Genomic DNA, 17,119 nt, shown 5'->3' on the forward strand with positions numbered 1-17,119 from the left:
CATGGACGGCGTTCGCCGAGGGTGGCGTGAGTGTGTGCTCGCTGGGGCGGTGTTCGCTGTGTGCATGGCCGGCACCACGCTGCCGACCCCCTTGTATCCCCTCTACCAGGAGAAGTTCGGGTTCTCCGAGTTCACGGTGACCGTCGTGTACGCCGTGTACGCCTTCGGGGTCATCGGCGTACTGCTGCTGGTGGGCAACGCCTCGGACGCCGTGGGCCGACGTGTCGTCGTGCTGTGGGGTCTTGGATTCTCGGCGGCGAGCGCCGTGTGCTTCCTGTGCGCCACGGAACTGGGCTGGCTGTATGCGGGACGGCTGCTGTCGGGAGTGTCGGCGGGGCTGTTCACCGGGGCCGCCACGGCGTACGTGATGGAGCTGGCACCGCACGGCGGCGCCTCGCGCGCCACGTTCGTGGCGACGGCCGCCAACATGGGCGGGCTGGGCTGCGGCCCGCTGCTCGCCGGAGTGCTGGCGGAGTACGCCGCCTGGCCCCTCTACCTGCCGTTCGTCGTGCACCTCGCGCTGGTGGCCGCCTCGGTCGCGGTCCTGCTGCGCCTTCCGGAGACCGTACGGGAACGGATGCCGCTGAGGACGGTACGGCCGCACGGGCCCGCTCTGCCCGCGCAGGTACGGGCGGTGTTCGGGCCCGCGGCCACGGCCTCGTTCGTGGGGTTCGCGCTGTTCGGGGTCTTCACGTCGGTCAGCCCCGCGTTCCTGGCCGAGTCCCTGGGCATGCAGAACCACGCCGTGAGCGGGCTGGTCGTCGCACTGGCCTTCTTCGCCTCGACGGGCGGGCAACTGGCCGTCGGCCGGATCGGGGTGCGGCGATCACTGCCGCTGGGCTGCGCCGGACTCCTGGCCGGACTGGCGCTGCTCGCGGGAGCACTGTACTGGGACCTGTTGGCGCTGGTGGTGCTGAGCGCGCTCGTCGGCGGAGGCGGGCAGGGGCTGACGTTCCGCGCGGCGCTGGCCTCGGTGTCCCACGCGTCTCCGGAGGACCGGCACGCGGCGGTGATCTCCACGCTGTTCGTGGTGGCCTACGCGGGCATCTCGGTGCCGGTGATCGGCGTGGGGGCACTGACGGGACCGATCGGCCTGGAGGGCGCGGGGCTGGTGTTCATCGGCTGCATGGCCGTGCTCGTCTCGTCGGCCGCCGCCTATCTGCTGCGGCGGCCGGTGCCGGAGGAGGCGTGAGCGGTGTGGCAGATCGGCGTGCCCACAGTGGCGGGCGTACTCCTCGATGCGGTGAACCCACAGCTCCCGCACCGCCGTACCGTCCTGGCCCACCCGCGTGCCCAGATCCACGTACTCGAGCAGCGCCGCGTCGGCCGCCGCCTGTTCGCGAGCGAGGTCGGCGAACGCGCCCTCCGCCACCGCCTGTTCCGCCACGGCGCCCTCGAAGTCGGCGTCGCGGGCGCCGGGCGGCTTCGGTTCCTGGTCCTCCGGGCGAATCCAGTTGCGCCAGTCCCCCTCCACCTCGCCAAGATGACGTACCAGCCCCAGCGGGAACATGGTCGACGGCGGCACCGAACGGCGCGCCAGGTCACCGGCCCCCAACCTGTCGCACTTCATCCGCAGGGTCATTCGATAGCCGCTGAGGAAATCCTGCAGAGTGGCCGACTCGCCGTCCGGACTGACTGAGCGGCGGCCTGGCAGACAAGCGATCACTCAGGTGTACCGAGAGCGTCCCGACCCGCTGCGAACAGGCGGGCGCAGCGGTCCGTCATCGCCTCCACGGACTCCTCGGGATGGGTGATCCACCAGCGGACAAGCGCCGTGACGACGCCCTGCCAGGCGTGACGCAGGGCATCCGCGTCACGCGCGTCGAAGGAATCGGCGGCCAGCAGGACGTCGGCGGTGCCACGTGCCGCACACGCGTCGACGGCGGCCCGGTAGCGCCGCGCGCGGCGGGCGGCCTCGCTGTCGGCCGGCAGGGAGGTGTCGTAGAGGACGAACCATGCCTCCCGCTGTCCCTCCAGCGCGGTGAAGAGGCCGTGCAGGACCCGCAGCGGTGTCGGCGGCGCCGACGCGCCGCTCCGGTCCGCGGCAGCCTCGGGCCCGGGGCCGCGCACACCGGTGACCGCCCGCTCGGGGACGCGCCCGCCGGTCGTGTCCTCCATGGCGGCGCGGATGGCCGTCAGGATCCGGTCGCCGACCGGCACCAGGCAGGCGAGGTACAGGTCCTGCTTGGCCCCGAAGTACTGGTGCAGCAGCGTCTTGGTGACCCCGACGCGAGACGCGACGGCCGCGAGCGAGGTGCCCTCGTAACCGCGGCGGCCGAACTCCTCCGTGGCCGCGGCGAGGATCTGCTGCTCGCGCCGGGCCCGCGGGACGCCCTTGGTGCCCGCTCGGGGTGAGGGGGTTGCCATGCGGAAAATTTACCACTAGGTAATTTACCTTCAGGTAAGTTCGACGAAGGAGCCCCATGTCCGTCGAGAACGCGGCGCGCACGCCTCGGAACCGCTCCTGGTGGGGATGGGGGTGGGCCGACGCCCACCCTGACGACGCCGAATGCGTCGCGCTGGGCGCCCTCGTGCCCGGCACCCTGGCGCGGCCCCTGCCCCTGCCCGAGGTGGCCGACCTGCGCATCGGCAGCCCCGCCGCCGAAGCGCCGCGCAGTCTCACGCACTTGGTGACGTACGACCCCGAGGCGCGCGCCGCCCACGCCATGGGCAAGGCCTACCGCGACGTCGCGCGCGCCCTGCGTGGCCGGCCGGGCCGGGTCCCCGACCTGGTCGCCCGTCCGGCCCGTGACCAGGACGTGGCCGACCTGCTGGAGTGGGCCGGTGAGCGGCAGGTGGCCGTGGTCCCCTACGGCGGCGGCTCGTCGGTCGTCGGCGGCGTGGAGTACCGGGGCGAGGTCCACCGCGCGGTGCTGTCGCTGGACCTGACCGCCATGGACCGGGTTCTGGAGATCGACACCGACAGCCGCGCCGCCCGTATCCAGGCGGGCGTCCTCGGCCCCGAGCTGGAGAACCAACTCAGGCCGCACGGACTGACGTTGCGCCACTTCCCGCAGAGCTTCGAGTTCTCCACCCTCGGCGGCTGGCTGGCAACCCGGGCGGGCGGGCACTACGCCACCGGCCGGACCCACATCGACGACTTCACGCAGTCCCTCCGCGTGGTCACCCCCGCCGGCACCAGTACCTCCTGGCGGCTTCCCGCATCCGGAGCGGGCCCCTCGCCGGACCGTCTGTTCCTCGGGTCCGAGGGCACCCTGGGCGTGATCACCGAGGCGTGGATGCGGGTGCAGGAACGCCCCCGGCACAAGGCCTCCGCCTCGGTGTCCTTCACCGACTTCCACGCCGCGCTCCTCGCGGTGCGCGCTCTCGCCCAGTCCGACCTCGCGCCCGCCAACTGCCGGCTGCTCGACGCCGGCGAGGCCGCTCTCTCCGGCGCGGCCCGGGACGGCTCCGCCGTGCTGGTCCTCGGTTTCGAGTCGTCGACCGGCCCCGTGGAAGACCGCCTCGCCCGGGCCGTGGAGGCGGCCCGCGCCCACGGTGGCCGGACCGAGGCGGACGCCTCCTGCCGGGGCGCGTCCACCGACGGGCCGGTCGGCGCGTGGCGCTCCGCCTTCCTGCGCATGCCCTACCTGCGGGACGGGCTCGCGCGGATGGGCGCCGTCACGGAGACCTTCGAGACGGCCACCACGTGGGACCGGCTGCCCGCACTGATCGACGCCGTCCGCACGGAGGTCGGCGCCGCCGCACACAAGGGGACAGGGCACCGCGCGATCGTCAACTGCCGTCTCACGCACGTCTATCCCGATGGCGCGGCTCCCTACTTCACCGTGATCTGCGGGGGGCGGCCCGGCGACGAGGTGGCCGTCTGGGACGACCTGAAGGCCGTCGCGGGCGAGGTCCTTCACCGCCACCGCGCCACCATCACCCACCACCACGCCGTGGGGCGTGACCACCGCCCCCAGTACGACCTCCAGCGCCCCGAGCCCTTCGCCGAGGCCCTGCGTGCCGTGAAGCGCACCCTGGACCCCGGCGGGATCCTCAACCCGGGCGTGCTCCTGGACGGTTGACCGCACAGGCGGCCCCTCGCCCCGGCCCGCCCACGGATCATTCGCGGTGGCCCTTCGCCGGAAGGCACCCGGCGATACATGTTGCTACGCTCGAAATGGCCTGATCGAGCGAATGGCGCTTCGCCGTGGGAGCCTCCGGCCGAGCGCTCGACAAGGGCGGCCGCGCAGCTCCAGCGCGCCGCGCCGCAATGATCCGTAGCGGCAAGACGTGGATCGATGAGCGCTCTCGCGCTCCCGAGCCGCTCATCGAAAAGCCGGAGGGGTGGTGCGCCTCCACCTGGAGACGTAGGGGAGTTGCCGGGATCGGCCGGCGCTCAGGGAAGGTGGTGACGAGATGGATCTCAAGTTCGAAGTCGTCGTACTGCCCGTCTCCGACGTCGACCGCGCCAAGGCCTTCTACGAGGGCCTGGGCTTTCGTTTGGACGTCGACCACTCGGACGACGAGGGCTTCCGGGTGGTGCACCTGACGCCCCCCGGGTCGCAGTGCTCGATCCTCTTCGGCAACGGGGTGTCGAACGCGGCGCCGGGCTCGGTCGAAGGGCTGCATCTGATCGTCGACGACATCGAGGCGGCCCGGGCCGAACTCCTCGAACGGGGAGCCGACATGAGCGAGGTGTTCCACGACGCCGGCGGTGTCTTCCACCACGCCGGGGAGGAGGGGCGGGTCGGCGGCCCCGAGCCCGAGCGCGCGAGTTACAGCTCGTTCGCCTCGTTCAGCGATCCGGACGGCAACGGCTGGGTGCTCCAGGAAGTCACGACCCGGCTTCCCGGGCGGTGACCCGACCGGCCCCGCGAAAGCGGCGACACAGAGGCAGGAGCAGCAGTGGACGACACCTCCCGTACCTACGACGTCATCGTCATCGGCGCGGGTCCCGTCGGTGAGAACGTGGCCGACAGGACCAAGGCGGCCGGGCTCAGCACAGTGATCGTGGAGAGCGAGCTGCTCGGTGGCGAGTGTTCCTACTGGGCGTGCGAGCCCAGCAAGGCGCTGCTCCGGCCGGTGCTGGCGCGTGCGGACGCGCGCCGCGTACCGGGGCTGAGGAAGGTGGTTGCGGGGCCGCTGGACGTGCCGGCGGTCCTGGCTCACCGCGACGACATCGTCTTCCACTGGCAGGACGACGACCAGGTCGCATGGCTGAACTCGGTCTCCGTCGACATCGTGCGGGGCCACGGCCGCCTCGACGGGCCGCGCCAGGTCGTGGTGACCTCCTCCGACGGCGGCACCGTGCGCCTCATCGCACGCCACGTGGTCGCCGTCTGCACCGGCACCCGCGCCGCGCTGCCGGACCTTCCCGGTCTGGACGAGGTACGGGTGTGGACCAGCCGCGAGGCCACCAGCGCCGCCGCCGTACCGGGGCGTCTCGTCGTGGTCGGCGGTGGCGTCGTCGCCGTCGAGATGGCCACCGCCTGGCGGGCGCTCGGCGCCGAGGTGACCCAGCTGGTCCGGGGCGAGGTCCTGCTCCCGGGCAGGGAGCCGTTCGCCGGGGAGCTGGTCGCGGAGGGGCTGCGCGAGGCGGGCGTGGACGTCCGCTTCGCGACCTCCGTCACCTCCGTCGCGCGGCAGGACGGACCCGACGGCGAGGTCCGCGTCACCCTGGCCGACGGCGAGCAACTGGTCGCCGACGAGCTTCTGTTCGCGATCGGCCGCGCGCCGCGTACAGACGACCTCGGCCTGGAGACCATCGGCCTCAGCCCCGGCGACTGGCTGAAGGCCGACGACACCTGCCGGGTCGGCGACGTCGACGACGGCTGGCTCTACGCCGTCGGCGACGTCAACCATCGCGCCCTGCTGACGCATCAGGGCAAGTACCAGGCCAGGATCGCGGGCGCCGTGATCGGAGCCCGCGTCAACGGCGAACCGCTTGACGAGACCAAGTGGGGCGCCCACGTCACGACCGCCGACAGCGAGGCCGTACCCCAGGTGGTCTTCTCCGACCCCGAGGTCGCGCACGTCGGCGTGACCGCGCAGGAGGCGGAGCGCGCCGGGCGCCGGATCCAGGTGGTGGACAACGACTTCCTGAGCGTGGCGGGCGCCGTCCAGTACGCGGAGGACTTCCGTGGCAAGGCCCGCATGGTGGTCGACCTGGACCGCGGTACGGTGGTCGGTGTCACCTTCGTGGGACCCGGCGTCGCGGAACTGCTCCAGTCCGCGACCGTCGCGGTCGTCGGCGAGGTACCGGTCGAACGGCTGTGGCACGCCGTTCCGCCCTTCCCGACGATCAGCGAGGTGTGGCTGCGCCTGCTGGAGGCGTATCGCGGGTAGGGCGGGCGGCCGGGTCCGAAGGCCTACGAGGTCGAGGTCAGCCCCGGACGGGGTACCGGCTGGTGATCGCGACGCGGTTGAAGGCGTTCATCACCGTCGCCAGCCAGGCCACCGCCGAGATCTGCTCCGCCGTGAGGACGGCCGCGGCGGCGTGGTAGTCCTCGTCGCTCACCTGTCCGTCGGACACGCCCGTGATCGACTCGGTCAGCCGCAGGGCCGCGCGGTCGGTGTCGGAGAAGTAGCCGGTCTCCGCCCACGCGGGCAGCACGGCGATCCGGTCGGGGTTCTCGCCCTTCTTCAGCGCGTCACGCGTGTGCATCCGCAGGCAGAAGGCGCAGCCGTTGATCTGGGAGGTACGAATCTTCAGCAGCTCGACCAGAAGCGGGTCGAGACCCGCCGCGGCGGCGGCGCTCTCCACCTCCGCGGACAGGGCCAGGAGGGTCTTGTAGGGGGCGGGGTGCTGCTTGCCGATGTTCACGCGCTGGGTGTCGATCATGGTTCCTTCGCTTCACTGGTGTGGCCCACGCCGCGGCAGGCACCGCGGGCGGCGTTCTCACCAGGGAGACGAGGCGGCCCCGCCGGGTGTGACGGTCGGACGGAGGAATGTTTTTCCGGGTTGAGCACCCTGCGGTACGCCGTGATGAGGCCGTCCGTGATCTGCGCCGTGTCGACGGAGTGGACGCGGCCCTCCCGGCGGAACACGAGAGCGAGCTCCCCGCCGACCTCGACGACGTCGATGCGGTCCGGGCGCCACTGACGCACCAGGCGCACCATCACCCCGGCGATCCGCTCGGCGCCCTGGATGGGCTTGCGCGCCGCGATGACCTTGCCCCCGCCGTCGGTGACGAAGACGGCGTCGGGGTGCAGGAGCCTGACCAGACCGGCGAGATCACCGGCCTCATAGGCCGCCCGGAACGCCACCAGCACCCGCTCACGCTCCGCCTTCGGCGCCTGCGGCGCCGACTCCTTCGCCTTGGCCACCCGCCGCCGCGCCCGCGAGGCGAGCTGCCGTGCACCGGGCGCGGAGACGTCCAGCACTTCCGCGATGCCGGCGAACTCGAGACCGAAGACGTCGTGCAGGACGAAGGCCACCCGTTCCGGCGGGCTCAGCTTCTCCATGATCAGAAGCATCGCCGAGCTGACCGACTCGTCGACGAGGACCGGCTCGGCCGCGTCCGGCCCCGTCAGCAGCGGTTCCGGAAGCCAGGGCCCGACATAGGTCTCCCGGCGCACGCGAGCACTCCTGAGTATGTCGTACGACCGCCGCGCCGCCACCGTCACCAGCCAGGCCCGCAGGTCGTCGACCTCGCGCAGATCCGCTCCGGCCGCCCGCAGCCATACGTCCTGGGTCACGTCCTCGGCATCGGCCACACTGCCCAGCAGCCGGTAGGCCACGCCGAAGACCGCGGGGCGGTGCGTCTCCCACTCGGTTCCCAGCAGATCCTCCTGTTGGGACCCTTCAGGTACGCGCCCGTCACCCATGTGCATCGCATTCTCCTCGGCTCGCGGTTCCAGCCTAGCCGTCGGGGTGGATGGTGAAGACCTGGTCGAGGCCGACGATGGTCAGGACGCGCAGCGTGTTGGCGGGGACGCCCGCCAGGACGATGTCGGCTCCCGCGGCGACGGCGTGCTGGCGGGCGGCGAGAAAGGCGGTGATGCCGCTGGAGTCGCAGAAGGTAAGTCCCGCCAGGTCGATGACCAGGCGCTGGCCCGGTTGCAGGGCCAGGGATTCGACCCGCTGCCGAAGGGTCGCGGCATGGGTGTGGTCGAGGTCGCCGGCGACCGCTATGACGGTTCCGGTGGCGGTGGCGCGTTCGGTGATGTTCAGCGGGTTCATCAATGGTGACCCCGGACCTCCGAGGTGAGTGAAGGCGGCAATCTCCACTACGCCCGGAGGTCCCTCCATGATCAACAACCAGCGGCAGCGTGTCACCAACCTCCCGGCCGAGTACACGGTGGTCATGTCAACGGGTGGGGTGACGGCCCGCGGGCTTGTTGAACGGGGCACCGGGACCGGCAGAGATGCTGCGGTCCCCGATGTCCTGGAGAATGGGATACGGCCACGTCGCAGAATGGGGGCGCGGTATGCCGATCATTTCACCCGGATTCCACGGCCGAGCGCGCGAAGCCCGGCACAAACTGCCTCCTGGACAGTACGAGACCACGGGCTTCCCCGTCCTGTCGGCAGGGCCGACGCCCGCGGTGGACCTCGACGCGTGGGAATTCACCATCCGCACCGAGACAGGCGCACGGCACAGCTGGAGCTGGGCACAGTTCCTGGCGTTGCCCAGCCAGACCCCGACCGTCGACCTGCACTGCGTCACCAAGTGGTCGAAGTTCGAGACGGAGTGGCAGGGTGTCTCCCTGGACCTCCTCCTGGAGGACGTGGAGACCGGCGCCGACTACGCGCTCGTGCACTCCTACGGCGACTACACCACCAACGTGCCCCTGGAAGACCTCCTCGACGGGCAGGCGTGGATCGCGTACCGCTTCGACGGCGAGGAACTCCCGCCGGAGCACGGCGGCCCCGCCCGGCTGCTGGTTCCGCACCTGTACTTCTGGAAGTCCGCCAAGTGGGTCCACGGCATCCAGCTGCTCGACGAGGAAGAACGCGGCTTCTGGGAGAACGTCGGCTACCACAACTATGGGGACCCATGGCGGGAGCAGCGGTATCAAGGCGACTAGGCGACCGGCTGCGCTGGAAGACGGCACGCCTGACCGATCGGCGCGTCGAGTCGGAGGTGGCGCACACGCTCGTCTTCGAGGTGCCCGACTGGCCGGGCCATGCGGCCGGGCAACACGTCGATGTGCGCCTGACGGCCGAGGACGGCTACAGCACCCAGCGCAGTTACTCACTGGCGTCCGCACCCGACGGCGAGAGCGTCGAGCTGACCGTTCAGCGCGTCGACGGCGGTGAGGTCTCGCCGTATCTGACGGAGGGTCTCGCGGTGGGAGACGCGGTGGAACTACGGGGACCGATCGGCGGCTGGTTCGTGTGGCGGCCCGAGCAGACGGAGCCGATCCTGCTGGTCGGCGGCGGCTCCGGCCTGGTGCCACTGATGGCGATGATCCGCACCCGCCGCGCGGTCGGCAGCCGTACGCCCTTCCGGTTGGTGTACTCCGTCCGGAGCCCCGAGTACCAGCTGTTCGCCCCGGAGTTGAGGCCGGACGACCCGGGTCTGGACAAGACGTACCTCTACACCCGCTCCGCCCCACCGCACTGGCGGCGGCCGCTCGGGCAGATCACGGCCTCGGACCTGTCCGGCGCGGGATGGCCACCGGACTTCGAAGCCACCTGCTACGTCTGCGGTTCCACCGGCTTCGTGGAGAAGGCCGCCGGCCTGCTGGTGGCCCTCGGCCACCATCCCGGCCGGATACGTACGGAGCGTTTCGGACCCAGCGGCTGATGCCGTGCCCCACCAGGGCGCTCATCATCGGAGGTGGAGGCGCGATGGCCGGTACGACGCAACGGAGATGAGTCCTCATGACCCTGACGCCCGGCTTCCTCGACGGCAATGCCGCCGCAGGCGATCTGCAGGCTCTGTTCGGAACCGACATGTCCATGGCCTCCGGACGATGCCGTGGCTGCGGCGAACAGATGGTCCTCGCCCAGACGCATGCCTACCTCGACGGTCCGGGGATGGTGCTGCGCTGTCCCGGCTGCGAGGGTGTGCTGCTTCGCCTGGTCCGCTCACCTTCCGAGACCTGGCTCGACGCCGGCGGACTCCAATACCTCAAGATCCCCACACCTTCATGACCACGTACGTACGACGTGGCGGAGAGCCGCGGAGCGACTGCGTGCGGCCAGGCAAGGCCGCCCGTCGACTGGGAGACCCTCATGGCAGACAACGCCGACCGCCTGCAAGAGCTCGCCTCGCGCGTGCGCACACCCGACGTCGTCGATGCCATGGGACGGATGCACCGCCACCGGTGTCACATCGACGACCTGGTGAGCCCCACGCCGGGCCGTGTCCTTCTGGGTCCCGCGCTGACGATCTCGTACTTCCCTTCGTGCGAGGAAGCCCTGCCCGCTGAGCACTACACCTTCACCCGGCTGTTCGCCGAGGCCGTCAAGGACGGCGCCGAGGGGCGGGTGCTGGTCATGGCAGGCAACGGGCATCCCGAGGTGTCGCTCGGAGGCGGATCGAAGCTCTCCATGGTGGCGGCACGCGGGCTCGCCGGTGTCCTGGCCGACGGCCGTCTGCGGGACTTCGTAGAACTCGCGACCCATGACTTCGCCGTCTACTGCCTTGGACAGTCGGCCAAGTGGGGCGGCGATGTGGTGACGCCGTACGAGGTCAACCGGCCGGTGGTCGTGTCCGGCGTGGCGGTCCGCCCCGGCGACTACGTGTTCGCGGACGTCTCCGGCGCCGTCGTCGTCCCCGCGCCCCATGTCTTCGAGGTGTTCGAGGAAGCCGGCCGCGTGGCCCGGACCGAGGAGGCCTTCGTCGGGGGTGTCGATCAGGACGATCCCGCTCAGCCCTGACGCGCGGGCCCCGCGCATCCCGGACGTCCGTGTCCCAGCGACCGGGGGCCCGCGTCGTGGACGCCGCCGCCGTTGTCGTGGCCGTGGAAGAGGAGGCCCCCGGCGTCGTGGGACACCTCACTCACCTCGACGCCGCGGCCGGCGACCTCGGAGTCGGGCGGCCCCCGGCCGGCACGCCGGCAAGGACGCCGATCCGGCTGCCCGGCGCTCACGCAACCTGGATGACTGTCTTGCCCACGGTCCCCTTCTTCGCCCGGAACGCCTCCGGCGCGCGGTCCAACGGGTGGACGGCACCGACCAGCGGATGCAACCGCCCCTCCCGGTACCTGCGAATGACCTCCAGGAGGTGGCCACGGTCGGGTTCGACGATGAAGTACAGGGCGCGGCCGTCCTCGGGCCGGACATTCGGGGGTTGGGCGATGCTCACCAGCGTGCCGCCGGGCGTGACCACGGCGGCCGAGCGGTCGAGCACCTCCCCGCCCAGACCGTCGAAGACGAGGTCGACGCGGCCCACCGCCTCCTCCCACCCCGGCTGTTCGAGGTCGACGAACTCCTCCGCGCCGAGCTCCAGGACCCGGTCCCGGCTGCCCGCGCGCCCCGACCCGATCACGCGGGCCCCGGCGTCGCGGGCCAGCTGCGTCGCGGCCATCCCCACGCCGCCGCCCGCGCCGTGCACGAGGACGCTCTGCCCCGCCTCCAGGCGCCCGTGGACGAAGAGGCCCTGCCAGGCGGTGAGCCCCGGCATCGGCAGCGCCGCCGCCTCCACGTGCTCGATCCCGGCAGGCAGCGGGGCCAGATTCCGGGCCTCCACCGCCACGTACTCCGCGAGTGCGCCGTCCCGGTTCCAGTCGGTCAGCCCGACGACCCGCTGTCCCGCCGAAAGGCCGGTGGTACCGACCGCGACCTCGGCGACCTCGCCCGACACCTCGTGCCCCGGGACGACCGGCCCTCGCCCCCTGCCGCTCCGGTCGACCCAGGAGGCCGGCCAGGCCAGCTCGTCCGGGGTGAAGGAGGCCGCACGCACGCGCACGACGACGTCGCCCTCGCCCGCGTACGGGTACGGCGCCTCCTCCACGACCAGACCGTCCACCGCCGCATCACGATCGTGGGTCCGTACGGCCTTCATGGCCGCTCCTTCCGACCGGGGAAGCCCCCTCCACTCCAGAATGACGGCGGGACCCGCGCGGGGCGATTCGGGTCGCGGCGCCGGAGCCGCTCACCCGGGCGACGCCGCCTTGCTCAGCCGCTGAACACGTACGCCCCGTTCGGACACCAGACGCCGCTCGCGCGTGTGCTCACGCGCCGACGCCACACATCGGGGGAAGATCGAGCCATGGTGACCAGCAATCTCGTCCTCATCGCACACATCGGTGGCGTGGGCCGTACGGTCCTGGAGAATCTGCGTGCCCAGGGCGTGCCGGTGCGCGCCATGGTGCGCCGGGACGACGAGCGCGCGGACGAGTTGCGTGCGCTCGGCGCGGAGGTCGTCGTAGGAGATCTGACCCGGCCCGAGAAGGTCGCGGCCGCGCTGGAGGGCGTCGCACGGATGTACTTCGCGATGCCCGTGTCGCCGGATCATCTGCTGGCGACGACCGTGGTGGCCAGTGTGGCGCGCGAATACGGACAGTTGGACGGGCTGGTCGGCATGTCGCAGATGACGGTGTCGCAGATGACCGCCACCAGCACCACCGAGTCGCATCAGCAGCGGCTGCACTGGCTGGCCGAGCAGGTGCTCGACTGGTCGGGCCTGCCGGTGGTGCACATCCGGCCCACGGCCTTCCTGGACAACCCGCTGTTCACCGCACTGCCGGCGCTCTCGATCCGCGGGAACGGCACCATCGCGCTGCCCTTCGGCACCGGACGCACCTCGCCGGTCGCGGTGGCCGACGTCGCCCGGGTGGTCTCGACCGTGCTCCGCGACCCCGGCCCGCACACCGGCCACGTCTACGAACTGACCGGGCCCCGCACCATGGACATGACCGGGATGGCGGAGGAGTTCTCAAGGGCCCTCGGCCGTCCGGTGTCCTACGTGGACATGCCGCCGGACCAGTGGCGGGCCGAGGTGCTCGCCAAGGTGGGACTGCCCCCGCACACCGAGGAGCACATCCTCACCATGGCCCGGTTGCACCGCGAGAACCGCTACGACCGCGCCACTCGCGACGTCGAAAGCGTCACGGGCATCCCCGCCCAGTCGGTCGAGGTGTTCGTCGCCGCACGCAGGGACTTCTACGTGGGGTAGCACATGACGGACCGGCGCCGGGGATCAGGTGCCCGCGGGTCGCCTCGTCCCGGGGCCACCGGGACGACGCGACCACTCGGGCACCAGCCGTCAGTCCTTCGCGCGCGCGGGCAGCCGCCAGCCCGGGCGGACGAAGTGGCAGGTGTATCCCTCGGGATAGCGCTCCAGGTAGTCCTGGTGCTCGGGCTCGGCCTCCCAGAAGGGGCCGACAGGTTCCACCTCTGTCACGACCTTGCCCGGCCACAGACCGGAGGCATCGACATCGGCGATGGTGTCCTCGGCGGTCTCCTTCTGCTCGGGATCCACGTAGTAGATCGCCGAGCGGTAGCTGAGGCCTATGTCGTTGCCCTGCCGGTTCTTCGTCGTCGGGTCGTGGATCTGGAAGAAGAACTCGAGGAGGGTACGGAAGTCGGTCTGATCGGGGTCGTAGGTGATCTCGATCGCCTCGGCGTGCGTGCCGTGGTTGCGGTACGTGGCGTTGGGCACGTCACCGCCCGTGTACCCGACGCGGGTCGACAGCACCCCGGGAAGCCGCCGGATCAGGTCCTGCATGCCCCAGAAGCACCCCCCTGCGAGAACGGCTTTCTGTTGCTGTCCAGTCATCTCGGTCCTCCGCATGATGTCGTCGCTGCTTGGCTACGCCTCAGCCCCAGCGTACGGCGACGGGGCGACGCCGTTTCCAGCCGGCCGGACCCGCCGGTTCGGGGCTCCGGCCGACAGGATGCGCACCCATCCGCACGAGCGCATGGTGGATTCGTCCGCTGCCGGGACCACGCCCGACGTCGGGAGGCGTCTGCCGGCTGGTCTCGTTCCTCTTCTCCAGGCTCTGGTAGGTGATCAAGGTGGATGAGACTGTCCGGCAAGTGATCATCGTCGGCTCCGGTCCGGCCGGCTACACCGCCGCGCTCTACAGCGCCCGCGCACTGCTGCGCCCGCTGGTCTTCGAGGGCTCCGTCGCCGCGGGGGGCGCGCTGATCAACACCACCGACGTGGAGAACTATCCGGGGTTCCCCGAGGCGGTACTGGGCCCGGACCTGATGGAGAAGATGAGAACCCAGGCGGAGCAGTTCGGCGCCGAGATGATCCCGGACGACATCGTGGAAGCCCGACTCGACCAGGAGATCAAGGAGGTCGTCGACAGCGCGGGAGTCACCCACCGTGCCAGGGCGATCATCCTCGCCACCGGGTCCAGCTATCGCGAGCTGGGGCTGGCCAACGAGAAGCGGCTGTCCGGGCGCGGCGTGAGCTGGTGCGCGACCTGTGACGGCTTCTTCTACCGCGACCAGGACGTCGTGGTCGTGGGCGGCGGCGACTCCGCACTGGAGGAGGCCAACTTCCTCACGAAGTTCGCCCGCACCGTCACCGTGGTGCACCGCCGTGACCGGCTCCGCGCCTCGAAGATCATGCAGGAGCGGACCCACCGCAACGAGAAGATCCGTTTTCTGTGGGACCACGAGGTGATCGACGTGCTGGGCGAGGACAAGGTCACAGGGGTACGCGCCCGTGACGTGAACACCGGCCAGGAAACCGACGTACCCGTCACCGGGGTGTTCATCGCCATCGGACACGATCCGCGCGTCGAGCTGGTCAGGGACCAGCTCTCCCTGGACCACGCCGGTTACGTCGCCGTGGAAGGCCAGTCCACGCGTACCAACCTCAACGGCGTCTTCGCCTGCGGTGACGTCGTCGACCACGACTACAGGCAGGCCATCACCGCCGCGGGGACCGGCTGCGCGGCGGCTCTGGACGCCGAGCGGTACCTCACCGCGCTGGACGACTGCATGACCTCGGACGAAGCCCGTATGGAGGCCATGGCCGTGGCCGAGCTCGCACACTGACCCCCGGCGTCGCCGATCACTGAGCTGGCATACGAGACCCGCGTCCGACCGGCGTGTTGGGTGCCGCTCACCTGCGCATCTGGGGGCCGTCACCGATGGTGCCCGCGTCCGGGCGCATGTGAGTGTGGAGCCACGCCGCGGCCTGGCGTCGCCGTACGTCACGGCCTTTGAGGCCGGTGGCCTGGCGTCTGACGAAGGAGGACGTATCCACACCCGTCCGTCGAAGAGTGACCGACCCTGCGCGTGGCGGAAGGTGGTGACCCGTGGGACATGCTGACACCTTGCTCGCCATGGGCGGCGCCTTCCTGGCCGCCGCCTTTCTCGCCCGCCTCGGCGGCAGGATCGGACTGCCGACCATTCCGCTGTTCATGCTGGCCGGGATATTGCTCGGCCCCCACACACCAGGCCTCGTCCTCGTCGAGGACGCGCACGACTTCGAGATGCTCTCGGCGCTCGGACTGGTCCTGCTGCTGTTCTACCTCGGCCTGGAGTTCCACCTCGACGATCTCAGGCACGGTGGCAAGCGGCTGCTGGCCGCGGGCGGTGTCTATCTCCTGCTGAACGTCGGCGCCGGACTGGGGTTCGGGTTCGCCCTGGGGTGGGGCGTGCGGGAGGCGCTGGTGCTCGCCGGCGTCCTCGGGATCTCCTCATCGGCGATCGTCACGAAGATCCTCATCGACCTGGGCCGGCTCGGCCGTCCGGAGACCCGCCTGATCCTGGGCGTGATCGTGGTGGAGGACATCTTCCTCGCCCTGTATCTCGCCGCTCTCCAGCCGGTCGTCAGCGGTGCCGAGGGCGTCACGGAGATGGCCCTCCAGGGCGCCAAGGCGTTCGGGTTCCTGCTGGTGCTGGCCGCCGCCGCCCGCTACGGCACCCGGCTGGCCGGCCGGCTGATCGTGAGCCGTGACAACGAACTGCTGGTCATCAGCTTCCTGGGCGCCGCCGTCCTCGTCGCGGGCGTCTCCGAGGTGCTCGGTGTCGCCGACGCCATCGGCGCGTTCATGGTGGGCCTGATCCTGGCCGGCACGCCCTCCGGGCCACGGATCCGTGAGCTGGTGCATCCCTTGAGGGACGCCTTCGCGGCGATCTTCTTCTTCGCCTTCGGCCTCGCCATCGACCCCGGCGACATCGCGTCCGTCGCGGTGCCGGTCGCCGCCGCGGCGGCACTGACGGTCCTGATGAACGTCGTGGCGGGGCTGCTGGTCGCCCGTCTGTACCGCTACGGCACCGACACCGCTGCCGAGATCGCCACGACTCTCGTGGCCCGGGGCGAGTTCGCGCTGATCCTGGCCGCGATGGCCGCGGGCGCGGGGCTCGACGTCCGTCTCACGCCGTTCATCGCCGGATACGTCCTCGTCCTCGCCGTCCTCGGCCCCATCGTCGCCGGGCGCGCGCACCTGCTGGCCCGCGCCATGCGGTCCGCGAGCGCGTTCGCCGCCGCCCGGGGGAGGGGCACCGCGCCGCGGCGTGCGGCCACACCGGAGGACGAGCATGCCCGTCCCGTGGACGACAGCGCACCGTCGGCGTCCGCTCCGTCCGCTTCGTCGGCACACCCTGTCGAGGCCGAGCGCTGAAGCCCGAGGGGCGACGAACCCCGGCGGTCAGGGTTCGATCAGCCCGACGCGGATCGCGTACCGGGTGAGTTCCAGACGGTCCTTCAGGCCCAGCTTCTGCAGCAGGTTGGCGCGGTGGCGTTCCACGGTCTTGGGACTGATGACGAGCAGGTCGGCGATCTCCTGCGAGGTATGGCCCTCGGCGACGAGCTTGAGGATCTCCTCCTCGCGGTGGGTGATCGCCTTGGCGGGCAGAGCGCGGCCTTCCCGGAGGCGGTCGAGGTAGTTGCGGATCAGGGCGCTGACGGCGCCGGGGTAGAGGAACGATTCACCACGCATCGTCGCGCGGCACGCCTCGACGAGGTCCCGGTCGGCGACCGACTTGAGGACGTAGCCGGACGCGCCGACGGAGAGGGCCTCGAAGAAGAACTGCTCGTTGTCGTACATGGTCAGGATGAGGATGCGCATGTGCGGCTGGATGCGGGAGAGTTCGCGCGCGGCCTGCAGGCCGGTCAGACGCGGCATGGCGATGTCGAGGATGGCCAGGTCCGGGTGGTGTGCCCGGGCCTGTTCCACGGCCATGGCGCCGTTGTCGGCCTCTGCCACGACGGTCAGGTCGGGTTCGCCGTCGAGGATGAGGCGGACCCCGCGCCGGACCAGGGCGTGGTCGTCGGCCAGCAGGATGCGGGTGGGAGCGGCTGCTTCAGGCATG

The 17,119-nt window shown here is 71.1% G+C and carries 18 protein-coding genes and 1 pseudogene; 11 read left to right on the plus strand and 8 right to left on the minus strand.

The features are described from left to right. Position 1: 1 nt before the first annotated feature. Positions 2-1,192 carry an MFS transporter gene (locus AB0O67_RS06200; RefSeq protein ID WP_365446707.1) on the plus strand — a complete coding sequence of 397 codons (1,191 nt, stop codon included), beginning with the start codon at positions 2-4 and terminating at the stop codon, positions 1,190-1,192. Positions 1,193-1,204: 12 nt separating this feature from the next. Here AB0O67_RS06200 and AB0O67_RS06205 read toward each other — a convergent pair. Beyond that, positions 1,205-1,666: pseudogene (locus AB0O67_RS06205) on the minus strand (DUF664 domain-containing protein); the annotation flags it as partial. Next, the gene (locus AB0O67_RS06210) at positions 1,663-2,367 is read right to left on the minus strand and encodes a helix-turn-helix domain-containing protein (protein WP_365446709.1); all 705 of its coding nucleotides are present in this window, start codon (positions 2,365-2,367) and stop codon (positions 1,663-1,665) included. The pseudogene AB0O67_RS06205 and the gene AB0O67_RS06210, both read right to left, overlap by 4 nt. A 56-nt stretch (positions 2,368-2,423) precedes the next feature. Between AB0O67_RS06210 and AB0O67_RS06215 the strand changes: the two genes are divergently transcribed. The 3 genes from AB0O67_RS06215 (at position 2,424) to AB0O67_RS06225 (ending at position 6,291) form a co-directional block, all read left to right on the plus strand. Continuing rightward, a complete protein-coding gene (locus AB0O67_RS06215) occupies positions 2,424-4,028 on the plus strand; it encodes an FAD-binding oxidoreductase (RefSeq protein ID WP_365446711.1) in 1,605 nt (534 codons plus the stop codon). A gap of 334 nt (positions 4,029-4,362) precedes the next feature. Continuing rightward, positions 4,363-4,806: a VOC family protein gene (locus AB0O67_RS06220; protein ID WP_365446713.1), complete on the plus strand. Its 444-nt coding sequence runs from the start codon at positions 4,363-4,365 to the stop codon at positions 4,804-4,806. 45 nt (positions 4,807-4,851) lie between these two features. Continuing rightward, a complete protein-coding gene (locus AB0O67_RS06225) occupies positions 4,852-6,291 on the plus strand; it encodes an NAD(P)/FAD-dependent oxidoreductase (protein WP_365446715.1) in 1,440 nt (479 codons plus the stop codon). Between the two features lie 37 nt (positions 6,292-6,328). Here AB0O67_RS06225 and AB0O67_RS06230 read toward each other — a convergent pair whose 3' ends face one another. The 3 genes from AB0O67_RS06230 to AB0O67_RS06240 are packed head-to-tail and all read right to left on the minus strand — an operon-like array spanning position 6,329 to position 8,128. After that, positions 6,329-6,787, minus strand: a complete 459-nt coding sequence (locus tag AB0O67_RS06230) for a carboxymuconolactone decarboxylase family protein (RefSeq protein WP_365446717.1) — start codon at positions 6,785-6,787, stop codon at positions 6,329-6,331. After that, complete coding sequence (gene sigJ, locus AB0O67_RS06235; protein WP_365446804.1) at positions 6,784-7,773, minus strand: RNA polymerase sigma factor SigJ; 990 nt, start codon at positions 7,771-7,773, stop codon at positions 6,784-6,786. Before sigJ ends, AB0O67_RS06230 begins: the two co-directional genes overlap by 4 nt. A 34-nt stretch (positions 7,774-7,807) precedes the next feature. Then, positions 7,808-8,128 (minus strand): STAS domain-containing protein, encoded by a 321-nt coding sequence (locus tag AB0O67_RS06240; protein WP_365446719.1) that lies wholly within the window; start codon positions 8,126-8,128, stop codon positions 7,808-7,810. A gap of 248 nt (positions 8,129-8,376) precedes the next feature. Between AB0O67_RS06240 and AB0O67_RS06245 the strand changes: the two genes are divergently transcribed. The 4 genes from AB0O67_RS06245 to AB0O67_RS06260 all read left to right on the plus strand — a co-directional run bounded on the left by AB0O67_RS06245 (position 8,377) and on the right by AB0O67_RS06260 (position 10,777). Beyond that, positions 8,377-8,976, plus strand: a complete 600-nt coding sequence (locus tag AB0O67_RS06245) for a sulfite oxidase-like oxidoreductase (RefSeq protein WP_365446721.1) — start codon at positions 8,377-8,379, stop codon at positions 8,974-8,976. Continuing rightward, positions 8,946-9,698, plus strand: a complete 753-nt coding sequence (locus tag AB0O67_RS06250; protein WP_365446723.1) for a ferredoxin reductase — start codon at positions 8,946-8,948, stop codon at positions 9,696-9,698. The genes AB0O67_RS06245 and AB0O67_RS06250 overlap by 31 nt, the downstream gene beginning before the upstream one ends. A 77-nt stretch (positions 9,699-9,775) precedes the next feature. Further along, positions 9,776-10,048 carry a DUF6510 family protein gene (locus AB0O67_RS06255; protein ID WP_365446725.1) on the plus strand — a complete coding sequence of 91 codons (273 nt, stop codon included), beginning with the start codon at positions 9,776-9,778 and terminating at the stop codon, positions 10,046-10,048. 81 nt (positions 10,049-10,129) lie between these two features. Continuing rightward, positions 10,130-10,777, plus strand: coding sequence for an RraA family protein (locus AB0O67_RS06260; protein WP_365446726.1), 648 nt, complete (start codon positions 10,130-10,132; stop codon positions 10,775-10,777). Positions 10,778-10,985: 208 nt separating this feature from the next. On the opposite strand, the gene AB0O67_RS06265 is transcribed toward AB0O67_RS06260, so the two are convergent. Further along, on the minus strand, positions 10,986-11,903 hold the full coding sequence (locus AB0O67_RS06265; protein ID WP_365446728.1) for an NADP-dependent oxidoreductase: 918 nt from the start codon (positions 11,901-11,903) through the stop codon (positions 10,986-10,988). Between the two features lie 207 nt (positions 11,904-12,110). Here AB0O67_RS06265 and AB0O67_RS06270 point away from each other — a divergent pair, with 207 nt between their 5' ends. Continuing rightward, entirely contained in the window at positions 12,111-13,016 is a 906-nt protein-coding gene (locus AB0O67_RS06270) for an NAD(P)H-binding protein (RefSeq protein WP_365446730.1), read from the plus strand. Positions 13,017-13,106: 90 nt separating this feature from the next. Here AB0O67_RS06270 and msrA read toward each other — a convergent pair whose 3' ends face one another. Further along, positions 13,107-13,619: a peptide-methionine (S)-S-oxide reductase MsrA gene (gene msrA / locus AB0O67_RS06275; protein WP_365446732.1), complete on the minus strand. Its 513-nt coding sequence runs from the start codon at positions 13,617-13,619 to the stop codon at positions 13,107-13,109. A 239-nt stretch (positions 13,620-13,858) separates the two neighbouring features. On the opposite strand from msrA, the gene trxB reads away from it, so the two are divergent. Beyond that, the gene (gene trxB, locus AB0O67_RS06280) at positions 13,859-14,854 is read left to right on the plus strand and encodes a thioredoxin-disulfide reductase (RefSeq protein WP_365446734.1); all 996 of its coding nucleotides are present in this window, start codon (positions 13,859-13,861) and stop codon (positions 14,852-14,854) included. Between the two features lie 263 nt (positions 14,855-15,117). Next, the gene (locus AB0O67_RS06285; protein ID WP_365446736.1) at positions 15,118-16,428 is read left to right on the plus strand and encodes a cation:proton antiporter; all 1,311 of its coding nucleotides are present in this window, start codon (positions 15,118-15,120) and stop codon (positions 16,426-16,428) included. 27 nt (positions 16,429-16,455) lie between these two features. Here the strand turns inward: AB0O67_RS06285 and AB0O67_RS06290 are convergent, their stop codons facing one another. After that, the gene (locus AB0O67_RS06290; protein WP_365446738.1) at positions 16,456-17,118 is read right to left on the minus strand and encodes a response regulator transcription factor; all 663 of its coding nucleotides are present in this window, start codon (positions 17,116-17,118) and stop codon (positions 16,456-16,458) included. Position 17,119: the final 1 nt, after the last annotated feature.

It is taken from the genome of Streptomyces sp. NPDC086077, from assembly GCF_040686175.1.
GTDB lineage: Bacteria > Actinomycetota > Actinomycetes > Streptomycetales > Streptomycetaceae > Streptomyces.

Bases quoted from the DNA above. Each gene is read 5' to 3' on its own strand.
- AB0O67_RS06220 (WP_365446713.1), top strand. From the start codon at position 4,363: ATGGATCTCAAGTTCGAAGTCGTCGTACTGCCCGTCTCCGACGTCGAC.
- AB0O67_RS06255 (WP_365446725.1), top strand. From the start codon at position 9,776: ATGACCCTGACGCCCGGCTTCCTCGACGGCAATGCCGCCGCAGGCGAT.
- AB0O67_RS06210 (WP_365446709.1), bottom strand. From the start codon at position 2,367: ATGGCAACCCCCTCACCCCGAGCGGGCACCAAGGGCGTCCCGCGGGCC.
- msrA (WP_365446732.1), bottom strand. From the start codon at position 13,619: ATGACTGGACAGCAACAGAAAGCCGTTCTCGCAGGGGGGTGCTTCTGG.
- AB0O67_RS06200 (WP_365446707.1), top strand. From the start codon at position 2: ATGGACGGCGTTCGCCGAGGGTGGCGTGAGTGTGTGCTCGCTGGGGCG.
- AB0O67_RS06240 (WP_365446719.1), bottom strand. From the start codon at position 8,128: ATGAACCCGCTGAACATCACCGAACGCGCCACCGCCACCGGAACCGTC.
- AB0O67_RS06215 (WP_365446711.1), top strand. From the start codon at position 2,424: ATGTCCGTCGAGAACGCGGCGCGCACGCCTCGGAACCGCTCCTGGTGG.
- sigJ (WP_365446804.1), bottom strand. From the start codon at position 7,773: ATGGGTGACGGGCGCGTACCTGAAGGGTCCCAACAGGAGGATCTGCTG.
- AB0O67_RS06265 (WP_365446728.1), bottom strand. From the start codon at position 11,903: ATGAAGGCCGTACGGACCCACGATCGTGATGCGGCGGTGGACGGTCTG.
- AB0O67_RS06290 (WP_365446738.1), bottom strand. From the start codon at position 17,118: ATGCCTGAAGCAGCCGCTCCCACCCGCATCCTGCTGGCCGACGACCAC.
- AB0O67_RS06270 (WP_365446730.1), top strand. From the start codon at position 12,111: ATGGTGACCAGCAATCTCGTCCTCATCGCACACATCGGTGGCGTGGGC.
- AB0O67_RS06250 (WP_365446723.1), top strand. From the start codon at position 8,946: ATGGCGGGAGCAGCGGTATCAAGGCGACTAGGCGACCGGCTGCGCTGG.
- AB0O67_RS06260 (WP_365446726.1), top strand. From the start codon at position 10,130: ATGGCAGACAACGCCGACCGCCTGCAAGAGCTCGCCTCGCGCGTGCGC.
- AB0O67_RS06230 (WP_365446717.1), bottom strand. From the start codon at position 6,787: ATGATCGACACCCAGCGCGTGAACATCGGCAAGCAGCACCCCGCCCCC.
- AB0O67_RS06245 (WP_365446721.1), top strand. From the start codon at position 8,377: ATGCCGATCATTTCACCCGGATTCCACGGCCGAGCGCGCGAAGCCCGG.